This is a genomic window from Hydrogenophaga sp. (genome assembly GCF_018780075.1).
Lineage (GTDB): Bacteria > Pseudomonadota > Gammaproteobacteria > Burkholderiales > Burkholderiaceae_C > Hydrogenophaga.
This window is the reverse complement of the sequence record NZ_JADMKB010000043.1, coordinates 49,407-61,570: the sequence shown is the minus strand read 5'-3', so window position 1 is coordinate 61,570 and position 12,164 is coordinate 49,407. Positions and strand designations below refer to the sequence as shown.

At 63.9% G+C, this 12,164-nt stretch carries 10 protein-coding genes; 5 read left to right on the top strand and 5 right to left on the bottom strand.

The annotated features are described in order from the left end of the window. Nucleotides 1–68: 68 nt before the first annotated feature. From IV088_RS10070 to ompA, 5 genes are all read right to left on the bottom strand, one after another. Nucleotides 69–734 (bottom strand): HAD-IA family hydrolase, encoded by a 666-nt coding sequence (locus IV088_RS10070; RefSeq protein WP_291101353.1) that lies wholly within the window; start codon nucleotides 732–734, stop codon nucleotides 69–71. A 5-nt stretch (nucleotides 735–739) separates the two neighbouring features. Next, on the bottom strand, nucleotides 740–1,444 hold the full coding sequence (ubiG, locus tag IV088_RS10065; RefSeq protein WP_291101338.1) for a bifunctional 2-polyprenyl-6-hydroxyphenol methylase/3-demethylubiquinol 3-O-methyltransferase UbiG: 705 nt from the start codon (nucleotides 1,442–1,444) through the stop codon (nucleotides 740–742). A gap of 21 nt (nucleotides 1,445–1,465) precedes the next feature. Beyond that, entirely contained in the window at nucleotides 1,466–2,623 is a 1,158-nt protein-coding gene (locus tag IV088_RS10060; protein WP_291101335.1) for a hypothetical protein, read from the bottom strand. A gap of 44 nt (nucleotides 2,624–2,667) precedes the next feature. Continuing rightward, complete coding sequence (locus tag IV088_RS10055) at nucleotides 2,668–3,039, bottom strand: hypothetical protein (RefSeq protein WP_291101332.1); 372 nt, start codon at nucleotides 3,037–3,039, stop codon at nucleotides 2,668–2,670. Between the two features lie 249 nt (nucleotides 3,040–3,288). After that, nucleotides 3,289–3,960, bottom strand: a complete 672-nt coding sequence (ompA, locus tag IV088_RS10050; protein WP_291101329.1) for an outer membrane protein OmpA — start codon at nucleotides 3,958–3,960, stop codon at nucleotides 3,289–3,291. Between the two features lie 263 nt (nucleotides 3,961–4,223). Between ompA and gyrA the strand changes: the two genes are divergently transcribed. The 5 genes from gyrA to IV088_RS10025 are packed head-to-tail and all read left to right on the top strand — an operon-like array spanning nucleotide 4,224 to nucleotide 12,015. Next, nucleotides 4,224–6,881, top strand: coding sequence for a DNA gyrase subunit A (gene gyrA, locus IV088_RS10045; RefSeq protein WP_291101326.1), 2,658 nt, complete (start codon nucleotides 4,224–4,226; stop codon nucleotides 6,879–6,881). Then, nucleotides 6,878–7,984, top strand: coding sequence for a 3-phosphoserine/phosphohydroxythreonine transaminase (gene serC / locus IV088_RS10040; protein ID WP_291101323.1), 1,107 nt, complete (start codon nucleotides 6,878–6,880; stop codon nucleotides 7,982–7,984). Before gyrA ends, serC begins: the two co-directional genes overlap by 4 nt. After that, nucleotides 7,981–9,078: a prephenate dehydratase gene (pheA, locus tag IV088_RS10035; RefSeq protein WP_236964647.1), complete on the top strand. Its 1,098-nt coding sequence runs from the start codon at nucleotides 7,981–7,983 to the stop codon at nucleotides 9,076–9,078. Before serC ends, pheA begins: the two co-directional genes overlap by 4 nt. Before the next feature lies 1 nt (nucleotide 9,079). Next, complete coding sequence (locus IV088_RS10030; RefSeq protein ID WP_291101320.1) at nucleotides 9,080–9,979, top strand: prephenate dehydrogenase/arogenate dehydrogenase family protein; 900 nt, start codon at nucleotides 9,080–9,082, stop codon at nucleotides 9,977–9,979. A gap of 17 nt (nucleotides 9,980–9,996) precedes the next feature. Beyond that, nucleotides 9,997–12,015 carry a bifunctional 3-phosphoshikimate 1-carboxyvinyltransferase/cytidylate kinase gene (locus tag IV088_RS10025; protein WP_291101317.1) on the top strand — a complete coding sequence of 673 codons (2,019 nt, stop codon included), beginning with the start codon at nucleotides 9,997–9,999 and terminating at the stop codon, nucleotides 12,013–12,015. The last annotated feature ends 149 nt before the right edge of the window (nucleotides 12,016–12,164 follow it).

Below are 12,164 nucleotides of genomic sequence, written 5' to 3'. Positions count from 1 at the left end.
AACCTCGACATGCCCTGCTGCGTGTCCGAACCCACGTCGAAACCAGTGCAGCCCCAGAGTCATCAAGTTTAAGGCAGTTCGAGCAATTGCAAGAGGTCGGCGGGAGAAGATATTGAAGCGTCCGCTCCCCAACTGCTCACATCGGTCCCTTGACCCAGGTAACCGTACATCGCGGCGACCGTTTTCATGCCTGCTGCCTGACCGGCCTGGATGTCGCGCAGATCATCACCCACATAAAGGCATGCTTCCGGCGGTAGCGCCAGTCGCCGGGCGGCCTCAAACAACGGCGCTGGATGAGGCTTGGCGTGTGGCGTCGTGTCGCCGCTGATGACGGTGGCCGCGGTGGCAAACAGTCCCATGGCGCAGGTCAAGGGCCCCGTGAATCGCGCCCCTTTGTTGGTGACCACGCCCCAGGGCAAACCAGCATGCCCAAGCGCCGCCAACATGCCGCTGACGCCGTCAAAGGCTTGGGTGCTTGCGGTGAGACACGCTTGGTACTCGGAGAAGAACTCCTGCTTGAGCAACTCAAAGTCCTTTTGCCCGGGATCGATGCCAAAAGCCACCCGCAACATGCCCCGTGCACCCGAACCAGCCAATGCCCGGTACTGATCGAGAGAAATGGCTTCGCGCCCCCGGCGCACCAGCATCGCATTGGCGGCAGCCCCCAGGTCGGGAGCGCTGTCAATCAAGGTGCCATCCAGATCGAACAACACGGCCCGTATGCCACGAAACACCACGCTCATGGTCGGCGTGTGGCCATCATGTAGTTGACGCTGGTGTCGTCACTCAGCCAATAGCGCTGGGACAGCGGGTTGTATTCCATGCCACGTGTGTGCTCCAGCGTCAGATCGGCCGCACGGCAGTAGCGCGCCAACTCGCTCGGACGGATCATCTTGGCATATTCGTGGGTGCCCTTGGGCAACATCCGCAGCAGGTACTCTGCACCGACGATGGCGAACAGGAAAGACTTCGGATTGCGGTTGATGGTCGAGAAGAACACCCATCCACCGGGCTTCACCAGCGCGGCGCAGGCGCGCACCACGGAGGCTGGGTCGGGGACGTGCTCGAGCATCTCCATGCAGGTAACCACGTCGAACGACGCTGGCTGCTCCTGTGCCATCGCCTCGGCGCTGATTTCGCGGTAGCTGACCTGGTGGGTTCCGGCTTCCAGCGCGTGCAGCTGCGCCACTTTGAGCGCCTTGCTGGAGAGGTCGATGCCGGTCACGTCGGCACCTTTGCGTGCCATCGAGTCCGACAGGATGCCGCCACCGCAACCCACATCGAGAACCCTCCGACCCGCGAGCGGGGCCAACCCCTCGATCCAGGCCAGCCGCAGCGGGTTGATCTGGTGCAAGGGACGGAATTCACTCTCGGGGTCCCACCAGCGGTGAGCAAGGTCGGAAAACTTGGCGAGTTCGGCCGGATCGGCATTGACGGGGTTCATGCCCAGGATTTTCCCACGGCTTCAGGGCTTGAGTCCGTGTTGCGTCGCAAAGCGCCGCCGCTCTTGCAGGACATCGCGCCGCGTGATGCAGGCCTTGTCCGGCGACAGCCCCAATCGCTGGAGTTGCTGGCGGTAGTCGGGGTTTTGGTATGGGTCGGCGACCACATAACCCGCACGATCGAGGCACACCCCGCGGGAGGGGCACTCCTTCCAGCTGGCCCCAAACACAATGCGTCCATCTCGGGTCAGACCGGGAAACGCACTGGCCAGCACTTGGGTTTGCGTGTCTTCGATGCGAAACACCTGGTCGCGCAATGCAGGATGCCGGTCCACGAAGTACACGCTGGCGTTGTCCGTGTAGATCAACATCGCCGATCGGGCACCGGCAAAGCCAAACACCGCCTTGCCAGGCGCAGCATGCAAGTCCACGCGCAGATCGCAGGGGTGCGCAGCGGCAAGTGCGTCGTTCGCCAGTCCGTAAACCCGCATGCTGGGTTGTCCGACACGCGGATTGATGGGAATCGCCGAAAATTCCAGCCCGTCCACCGAAATCATGGGCAAGGTGTACACCCCGCCATCGACACTGCCCCGCGCCCCGCAGATGAATTGCGGACCGCTGTCCGACACAACCTCCACCAGGTCACCCTGATCACGCACACCCATCGTGCGCACCTGCAGCGGTCCAGTGCCCTGCCCCCCCCGGTCGCCCTGCGGCCAGCTCATGGAACGAATCCAGACCAGAGATTTGTCGTCGGACTTGACCCGCGTCAACTCTGCAGCGGCGGCATAGAAACCGCGCATGCCGCCTTGAAACCGTGGTTTCGCCTGCTCTTGCTGCTGCACCACATCGGCGAACCGAAAGTGGCGCCCATCGACATCGACCACGTAGCGCCAGGTGCCCTGTACCGGAAACGCCTCGTTGCTGAGCGGCGTTCTGTACACCGCAAGCCGACCGGCCGTGTCCGCCGGCAGTTCGATCAGCGACACCTCGCCCAACCTCGCGCCGGAAAACGAGCGCAGGACAAAGCGCCCATCCGGGCTGATGCGTTCGTAGGTACCCAATGCAGGAACGCCATTGCTGTCCAACCCCACCATCTCGGCGTCCAGAGGCAAATAGCTCACGGCGTCGACGCAGACGTTGTTGGGCTCGCGGGCCTGGGCCGGCACGGCCAAGGCCATGAGCAGAGCCAGAAGATGAACACAGGCCGCATCAACCGATGGCATCATGGGAATTTCAGTTTGTTGCGGATGCGCGCATCCTTCAGGGCTTCCAGGCGCAGCGCCAGCGACGCAACCCAAGCCGCATCGGGCAGCACACCCCAGATCGGCCACCCGTGAATCTGATCATCCAGAACAACGGAGCTGAAGGGGAAGTGATTGAGGCCTTGGAACCACTCGGAACACGTCGACGGCGCCTCTCCGATCGAGGCACTCTGCAGGGGTGTCCAGCGAGCCGCCCGAACGGCTTGGACCCACTCGTGAGGGGCAATCCCCGGCGCTTTCCAGGTCACCACCTCGAAGCCCGCTGCCAAAGCAGCCGACCTCATGCGAGGCCATTCGGACATGCTGTAGACCATCCGCGGCGAAATCAGCATCACCACCACCGGTGTGGCAGGCCTGATGGACCAGATCGCCTGGCAGTCAGCGCCTATGGCGCGGACCACAGGGAAGAAGTTCCTGGAGGGGCGTGTCTCCGAATGAGCGGTTCTCCACGCCAACACGGCGCAACCGATCCACACCGCCGCACACCAGAAAACACCCGCTCGACACACCAACAGGCCACGAAAATGGCCCCAGACGCTTTCGCGCCTGGGGCCATGCGTTGGGAACGCAGCCAGCAAAGCTTACTTGTTGGTGCGCGTGCCGACGACTTCCACTTCGACGCGGCGGTTCTTGGCGCGGCCTTCGGAGGTAGCGTTGTCGGCCACAGGCTGGGTCAGACCCTTGCCTTCGGTGTACACGCGGTTGCTTTCAATGCCCTTGCTCACCAGATAAGCCTTCACAGCTTCGGCGCGGCGAACGGACAGGGCCTGGTTGTAGGTAGCGGTGCCCTTGGAGTCGGTGTGGCCGACGGCGATCACCACTTCCAGGTTGATGCCGCTGACCTTGCTTGCCAGATCGTCCAGCTTGGCTTTGCCTTCGGGCTTGACCACGGACTTGTCGAAATCAAAGAACGCATCGGCGGCATAGGTGACCTTGGTGGCGGCCGGAGCGGCAGGCGCTGCGGCAGGTGCCGGAGCAGGTGCGGGGGCAGGAGCCGGTGCAGCAACGGGAGCAGGTGCGGGGGCAGGAGCCGGTGCAGGCACGATGGCGCCGTCACAGCCTTTGGCAGCGGTGGCTGGGGTCCAGTTGGCATCGCGCCAGCAGAGCGATCCGTCGCCGTTTTTCCACTGAAGATTGCCATGGCCACTGCGCCAATTGTCGTTCGTTGCGGTACCGCTGGAAGGCGCTGCAAAGGCGGCCGATGCCATGGCGGCGGTTGCAAACAGCATTGCCACTGTGTTCAGTTTTTTCATGGTTTTCCTCTTGGAGTAAGCCGCGGACGGGCTGGATGTCAACAATCACGCTTGAAGTGACCACCACTTGAAACGCTGAAATTATTGTGCCACAAGCGTGTGAAACAAGAATCAGGGCGGAGGGACACGGGAGTCACCCCAGTTCAGACAATTAGCGCGATCGTTGCCGGAACACAACAAGCACAGCGGCAAGTCACATGCCAGCCTGTCATTTAAAATGAGCGGTTGCCCACAGGCTGTACACGGACCTCTCTTCACCGCTCATGACACAGTTCGCCAAAGAAACCCTGCCCATCAGCCTTGAAGAGGAAATGCGCCGAAGCTACCTCGACTACGCCATGAGCGTGATCGTGGGGCGCGCACTGCCTGATGCGCGCGACGGCCTGAAACCGGTGCATCGTCGCGTTCTGTTCGCCATGCACGAGCTCAACAACGACTGGAACCGGCCGTACAAGAAATCGGCCCGTATCGTCGGTGATGTGATCGGTAAGTACCACCCACACGGCGACTCGGCGGTGTACGACACCATCGTTCGCATGGCGCAAGACTTTTCGCTGCGTCACATGCTGGTGGACGGCCAGGGCAACTTCGGCAGCGTGGACGGCGACAACGCCGCCGCCATGCGATACACCGAAATCCGCATGTCGAAGATCGCCCACGAAATGCTGGCCGACATCGACAAAGACACCGTCAACTACGGTCCCAACTACGACGGCTCGGAAAAAGAACCGTTGGTTTTGCCGGCACGCTTCCCCAACCTGCTGGTGAACGGCTCGGGCGGCATCGCGGTGGGCATGGCGACCAACATTCCACCGCACAACCTCAACGAGTCGGTGGACGCCTGTCTGCACCTGCTCAAGCACCCTGAAGCGTCCATCGACGAGCTGATGGAGATCATCCCGGCACCCGACTTCCCTACCGGCGGCATCATCTACGGCATCAATGGCGTCAAAGATGGCTACCGCACAGGGCGAGGCCGTGTGGTGATGCGCGCCAAGTGCCATTTCGAGGACATCGACAAGGGCCAACGCCAGTCCATCATCGTGGACGAACTGCCCTACCAGGTGAACAAGAAGACGCTCCAGGAGCGCATTGCCGAACTGGTGCATGAAAAGAAGATTGAGGGCATCAGCCACATCCAGGACGAGTCGGACAAGTCGGGCATGCGCCTGGTGATCGAACTCAAGCGCGGCGAAGTGCCCGAGGTGGTGCTGAACAACCTGTACAAACAGACGCAGTTGCAGGACACCTTCGGCATCAACATGGTGGCCCTGATCGACGGCCAACCCAAGCTGTGCAATCTGAAGGACCTGGTCCAGGTGTTCCTGGAGCACCGCCGCGAGGTGGTGACGCGCCGCACGGTGTTTGAACTGCGCAAGGCGCGCGAACGCGGCCACGTGCTCGAAGGCCTGGCCGTGGCGCTGGCCAACATCGACGAGTTCATTCGCATCATCCGCGAGTCACCCACCCCGCCCGTGGCCAAGGCCGAGCTGATGACGCGCAGCTGGGACAGCAAGCTGGTGCGCGAGATGCTGACCCGCAGCCGCCTGGATGGCGGCGTGGTCAACGCCGACGACTACCGCCCCGACGGTCTGGAACGTGAGTTCGGCATGCAGGGCGATGGCCTGTACCGACTGAGCGAAACGCAGGCCCAGGAAATCCTGCAGATGCGTCTGCAACGCCTGACCGGACTGGAGCAGGACAAGATCGTCGCCGAGTACAAGGACGTGATGGCCGAAATCGACGATCTGCTCGATATCCTGGCCCGGCCCGAGCGTGTGTCCACCATCATCGGTGAAGAACTGACCGCTGTGAAACAGGAGTTTGGCGTGACCAAGCTGGGCGCTCGCCGCAGCGAGATCGAGCACAGCGCGCAAGACCTGTCCACCGAAGACCTGATCACTCCCACCGACATGGTGGTCACGCTCAGTCACAGCGGCTACATCAAGAGCCAGCCGCTCTCCGAGTACCGGGCGCAAAAGCGCGGCGGACGCGGCAAACAGGCCACCGCCACCAAGGAAGACGACTGGATCGACCAGCTCTTCATCGCCAACACGCACGACTACATCCTGTGTTTCTCCAACCGCGGCCGCCTGTACTGGCTCAAGGTGTGGGAAGTGCCGGCGGGCTCGCGCGGCTCGCGCGGCCGCCCCATCGTCAACATGTTCCCGCTGCAGGAGGGCGAGAAGATCAACGTGGTGCTGGCGCTGACCGGTGAAGCGCGCAGCTTCCCCGACAACCGCTTTGTGTTCATGGCCACGTCCATGGGCACCGTGAAGAAAACCTCGCTGGACGAGTTCAACAACCCGCGCAAGGGCGGCATCATCGCGGTCAACCTCGACGAAGGCGACTTCCTGATCGGCGCGGCGCTCACCGATGGGCAGCACGATGTGATGCTGTTCAGCGACGGTGGCAAGGCCGTGCGTTTCGACGAAAACGACGTGCGTCCGCTGGGCCGCAATGCCCGCGGTGTGCGCGGCATGACGATCGAAGACGGCCAGAGCGTGATTGCCATGCTGGTGGCCGAAGACGAGCAGCAAAGCGTGCTGACCGCGACCATCAACGGCTACGGCAAGCGCACGCCGATCAGTGAATACACCCGCCACGGCCGTGGCACCAAGGGCATGATCGCGATCCAGCAGAGCGAGCGCAATGGCAAGGTCGTGGCCGCCACGCTGGTGCACAGCGACGACGAGATCATGCTGATCACCGACAAGGGCGTGCTGGTGCGCACGCGGGTGAGCGAGATCCGCGAAATGGGCCGCGCCACGCAGGGCGTGACGCTGATCGCGCTGGACGATGGCGCGGAGCTGTCGGGCCTGCAGCGCATCGTGGAGAACGACGCCAACGTGGCCGATGCAGGTGATGCACCGGATGCGACCGACGCTGGAGACGACACCGACGCGGGCACCGAAGCATGACACGCCCCTACAACTTCTCGGCCGGCCCGGCCGCCATGCCCGAGGCCGTGCTGCAGCAGGCGGCGGCCGAGATGCTGGACTGGCAAGGCAGCGGCATGGGCGTGATGGAGATGAGCCACCGGGGCAAGGAGTTCATGTCCATCGCGGCCACGGCGGAAGCGGACTTGCGCGAGTTGCTGGCGGTGCCGGCCCACTTCCGCATTCTGTTCATGCAGGGCGGAGGTCTGGCTGAAAACGCCATCGTGCCGATGAACCTGTCTCGGGGCGGCGTGGTGGACTTCGTGGTCACGGGCAGCTGGAGCCAGAAGTCGGCCAAGGAAGCGCGCAAGTACGCTGCTGCCAACGTGGTGGGCAGCAACGAGGCCGACCACCACACCACCCTGCCCTCACCCGCCGGTTGGCGCTTGAGCAGCAACGCGCAATACCTGCACCTCTGCAGCAACGAAACCATCCACGGCGTGGAGTTCCACGAGCTGCCCGACCTCAAGGCCCTGGGCAGCGACGCCCCGCTGGTGATCGACTTCTCTTCTCACGTTGCCTCGCGCTCGGTGGACTGGTCTCGTGTGGGCCTGGCCTTTGGTGGCGCGCAGAAAAACCTCGGGCCTGCCGGCGTGACCCTGGTGGTGGTCCGCGAAGACCTGCTGGGTCACGCGCTGTCCATCTGCCCGAGCGCGTTCGACTACAAAACCGTGGCCGACAACGCATCGATGTACAACACGCCACCCACCTACAGCATCTACATGGCGGGACTGACCTTCCAGTGGCTCAAGGCCCAGACCGAAGGTGCGCTCACCGGCATCGCCGCGATGGAAGCGAAGAACATGGCCAAAGCCCGACTGCTGTACGACTTCATCGACGGCTCGGGGTTCTACCTGAACAAGGTGGCCAAGGACTGCCGCTCTCGCATGAACATCCCCTTCTTCCTGCGCGATGAATCGCGCAACGACGCCTTCCTGGCCGGGGCCAAAGCGGCCGGGCTGCTGCAGCTCAAGGGCCACAAGTCGGTGGGGGGCATGCGCGCCAGCATCTACAACGCCATGCCGCTGGAAGGTGTGCAGGCACTGGTGACGTACATGCGGGATTTTGAACAGACACAAGCATGACCCAACCCTCCCAATCCGAAGCGCTGGGCACCTTGCGGGTCCAGATCGACTCGCTGGACCAGCAACTGCTCTCGTTGCTCAACCAGCGCGCCAAGGTGGCCGAACAGGTCGGCGAGATCAAACGCGCCGAGGGCTCGCCGTTCTTCCGCCCCGACCGCGTGGCCCAGGTCATCGAAAAGATCCAGAAGGCCAACCAGGGTCCGTTGCAGAACGCGCATGTGGCATCCATCTGGCGCGAGATCATGTCGGCCTGCCTGGCGCTGGAAGCACCCCAACGCGTCGCCGTGCTCGGACCGCAAGGCACGTTCTGCGAGCAGGCCGCCATCGAGTTTTTCGGCAGCGCAGCCAACCTGATCTACTGCGCCAATTTTGACGAGGTGTTCCACGCCACCGCAGCGGGCACCGCGCAGTACGGCGTGGTGGGCATGGAGAACTCCACCGAAGGCGTGGTGGCCCGCTCGCTCGACCTGTTCCTGCGCTCGCCGGTCCACGTGGTCGGTGAAGTGAGTCTGCTGGTGCGCCACAACCTGCTGCGCCAGGTGAACCACCTGGACGGCATCGAGGTCGTCATGGCGCATCCACAGGCGCTCGCCCAGTGCCAGGGCTGGCTGAGCCAGCATCTGCCCAACGCCGAACGCCGGGCGGTGTCCAGCAATGCCGAGGGCGCCCGCCTGGCCGCGACCCACCCGGCCTGGGCCGGCCTGGCCAGCGAACGCGCCGCCGCGCAGTTTGGGCTGCACATCGTGGCGCATGCGATCCAGGACGAGGCCTACAACCGCACGCGTTTCGCCGTGATCAGCCTGCCGCAGACCCTGGCCATGCCACCAGCTTCGGGCAAGGACTGCACCAGCCTCGTGGTGTCGGTGCCCAACCGCCCGGGCGCGGTTCACGACCTGCTGGTGCCACTGAAGAACAACGGCGTGTCCATGACGCGCTTCGAGTCTCGCCCAGCCAAGTCGGGTCAGTGGGAGTACTACTTCTACATCGACATCGCCGGCCATCCGTCGCAACCTCATGTGGCGGCGGCGCTCAAAGAACTCCAGGGCCTTTGCGCCTTTTACAAGGTGCTGGGTGCTTACCCGGTCAGTGAATGACATGACCACTCCCGCCCCTGTGAAATTCGAACAGCTCGGTCTCATTGGCTGCGGCCTGATGGGAGGCTCTTTTGCGCTCGCGCTGAAGAAAGCGGGCCTGGTCAAGCGCGTCGTCGGCTACAGCAAATCGCCCTCCACCACCGAGCGAGCCCGGCAGATGGGGGTGATCGACATCGAGGCCCCTTCGGCGTTGCTGGCGGTGTCGGGTGCCGATCTGGTGCTGGTCGCGGTGCCGGTGTCGGCCACCGAAGCGACCTTCAAGGCCATCCGGCATCTGTTGAGCAAAGACACGCTCATCATGGACGTGGGCTCAACCAAGCGCGATGTGATCGACGCCGCGCGCCGCGTGCTCAAGGACCAGGTCGGCATCTTCGTGCCCGCCCACCCCATCACGGGCAAGGAGTTGGCGGGCGTGGAGCACGCCGATGCCGACCTGTACGCGGGCCGGAAGGTCATTCTCACACCCATCGAACGCACGCTCACCGCCCAACTGGACAAGGCCGCACGGTTGTGGACCGCGCTGGGCTGCCAAGTGGAACAGATGTCACCCGAGGCGCACGACGCGGCCTACGCGGCCGTGAGCCACCTGCCCCACATGATTGCGTTTGCGCTGATGAACGGCATCACCGGGCAGGCCCAGGCGAAGGAATTTCTGTCGCTGGCCGGCCCCGGCTTTCGCGACTTCACGCGCATCGCCGCGAGCGACCCCAGCGTCTGGCGCGACATCCTCGCGTCCAACCGCGAGGAACTGATTGCGCAGTCCCGACATTTCCAGCGTGCCCTGCACGCCTTCGAAACGGCGATCTCTGCTGGCAACGCCGATGCCCTGGAATCGCTGATCGAAAAAGCCAGCCACGCCCGGTCCCACTGGCGCATGAGCACCCACAAGCCGCAAAGCTGAGCACCGACCGTCGTCGCATGTACGCCATTGAACATCTTGATCTTCCGCCGTTGAGCAGCGCTGGCGGCACGGTCCGCCTGCCCGGCTCCAAGAGCATTTCCAACCGCGTGCTCTTGCTCGCCGCGCTGAGCGTCGGCCACACCGACATTGCCGATCTGCTGGATTCGGACGACACGCGCGTCATGCTGACGGCGCTGGGTCAGCTGGGATGCCGCATCGAACCGCAAACCGACAGTGTGCTGCGCGTGCACGGCCTGGGCGGTGCGCTGCCCGTCAGGCAGGCACCTCTCTTTCTGGGCAATGCCGGCACGGCGATGCGCCCACTCACCGCCGCGCTCGCGTTGCTCGCCAGCACCCAGGGCGGCCAGTTCGAACTCAGCGGCGTCGCGCGCATGCACGAGCGCCCCATCGGTGATCTGGTGGACGCGCTGCGCCAGCTGGGGTGCCCTGTGGACTGCACGGGCCAAGAAGGCTACCCGCCATTGCGCCTGGGCAACGGGACTCCTCAGTCGCTGAACCTGGACGAGCCGATCCGCGTTCGGGGCGACGTGTCGAGCCAGTTCCTCACCGCCTTGCTGCTGGCCTTGCCGCTGGTGGCCACATCGCACAACGTGGTGATCGACGTGGTGGGCGAACTGATTTCCAAGCCCTACATCGAGATCACGCTCAATTTGCTGGAGCGCTTTGGTGTCACGGTGCAGCGCAATGGCTGGTCGCGTTTCACCATCCCTGCGGGTTGCAAATACCGCTCGCCCGGCCTGATCCACGTCGAAGGTGATGCCTCTTCGGCAAGCTATTTCATTGCGCTGGGTGCCATCGCCGCAGCCACACCCGGCACCCAGGGCATCACCATCGAAGGCGTGGGGCTAGCGTCGATCCAGGGCGACATCCGCTTCGTCGAAGCCGCCCGCTTGATGGGAGCCGATGTGACGGGCGAAGCCAACCGCCTGCACATCCGGCGCGGAGCCTGGCCCCTCAAGGCCATCGACCTGGACTGCAACCACATCCCTGACGCCGCCATGACGCTGGCCGTCATGGCGCTCTACGCCGACGGCACCACCACCTTGCGCAACATCGCCAGCTGGCGCGTCAAGGAAACCGACCGGATCGCCGCCATGGCGACCGAGTGCCGCAAGTTCGGCGCCACGGTCGAAGAAGGGACAGATTTCATCCGCATCACGCCCCCCACGCGATGGAGCACGGGAAGCATCCACACCTACGACGACCACCGCGTGGCCATGTGCTTCTCTCTCGTGGCCTTCAATCCGGACGCCCTGCCGGTGCGGATCGAAGACCCGAAATGCGTGGCCAAGACCTTCCCGGACTATTTCGAGACCCTGTTCGACGTGAGCCACACGCCGGCCCATGCCATCCCGGTGATCTGCATCGACGGCCCCACGGCATCAGGCAAGGGAACACTGGCCTCTGAGGTGGCCCAACGGCTGGGCTACCAGTTGCTCGACTCGGGTGCCCTGTACCGGGCCACCGCCCTGGCGGCGCAGGACGCGGGCATCGATCTGGACGATCAACCCCCCCTGGCCCGACTGGCCGCAGAGCTGCCCCTGGTGTTCCGTGATCACCGGGTGTACCTTGCCGGCCGCGACATCACCGACCCCTTGCGGCTGGAGTCCACCGGTGGCATGGCCTCCAGGGTGTCCCAGCATCCCGAGGTCCGATCCGCGCTCCATGCGTTGCAGCTGAGCTTTCGGCGCCTGCCTGGCCTGGTCGCCGACGGGCGCGACATGGGCACCGTGATCTTCCCGGACGCGCCGCTGAAGGTGTATTTGACCGCCAGCGCCGAACAACGCGCGCAAAGGCGGCATAAGCAGTTGATTTCAAAGGGATTTGCTGCTAACATCGAAGACCTTTTGGCCGACTTGGCGGCGCGCGACCTGCGGGACACATCCCGGGCCCACGCACCGCTGAAGCCGGCCGAAGATGCTTTGTTGCTGGACAACTCCGCGCTCACCATCGAACAGTCGGTGCTGCAGGTGCTGGACTGGTGGCAAGGCAAAACGGTGTTTTCGGGCAGCTGAAAACACCATTCCTGATGGCCCAGACGGCACCGCCGGGCGCTCACTGCCCGCAGGCCGAATGGTTCTTTCACTTAACCCCGCGGTACCCCGTACCGCATGTCAACGCCGCCCATCCGTCGAATCCGCGCCAACCGTACAACCGGTGCTGC

Bases quoted from the DNA above. Each gene is read 5' to 3' on its own strand.
- IV088_RS10055 (WP_291101332.1), bottom strand. From the start codon at position 3,039: ATGCTGATTTCGCCGCGGATGGTCTACAGCATGTCCGAATGGCCTCGC.
- pheA (WP_236964647.1), top strand. From the start codon at position 7,981: ATGACCCAACCCTCCCAATCCGAAGCGCTGGGCACCTTGCGGGTCCAG.
- ompA (WP_291101329.1), bottom strand. From the start codon at position 3,960: ATGAAAAAACTGAACACAGTGGCAATGCTGTTTGCAACCGCCGCCATG.
- gyrA (WP_291101326.1), top strand. From the start codon at position 4,224: ATGACACAGTTCGCCAAAGAAACCCTGCCCATCAGCCTTGAAGAGGAA.
- ubiG (WP_291101338.1), bottom strand. From the start codon at position 1,444: ATGAACCCCGTCAATGCCGATCCGGCCGAACTCGCCAAGTTTTCCGAC.
- serC (WP_291101323.1), top strand. From the start codon at position 6,878: ATGACACGCCCCTACAACTTCTCGGCCGGCCCGGCCGCCATGCCCGAG.
- IV088_RS10025 (WP_291101317.1), top strand. From the start codon at position 9,997: ATGTACGCCATTGAACATCTTGATCTTCCGCCGTTGAGCAGCGCTGGC.
- IV088_RS10030 (WP_291101320.1), top strand. From the start codon at position 9,080: ATGACCACTCCCGCCCCTGTGAAATTCGAACAGCTCGGTCTCATTGGC.
- IV088_RS10060 (WP_291101335.1), bottom strand. From the start codon at position 2,623: ATGGCCTTGGCCGTGCCGGCCCAGGCCCGCGAGCCCAACAACGTCTGC.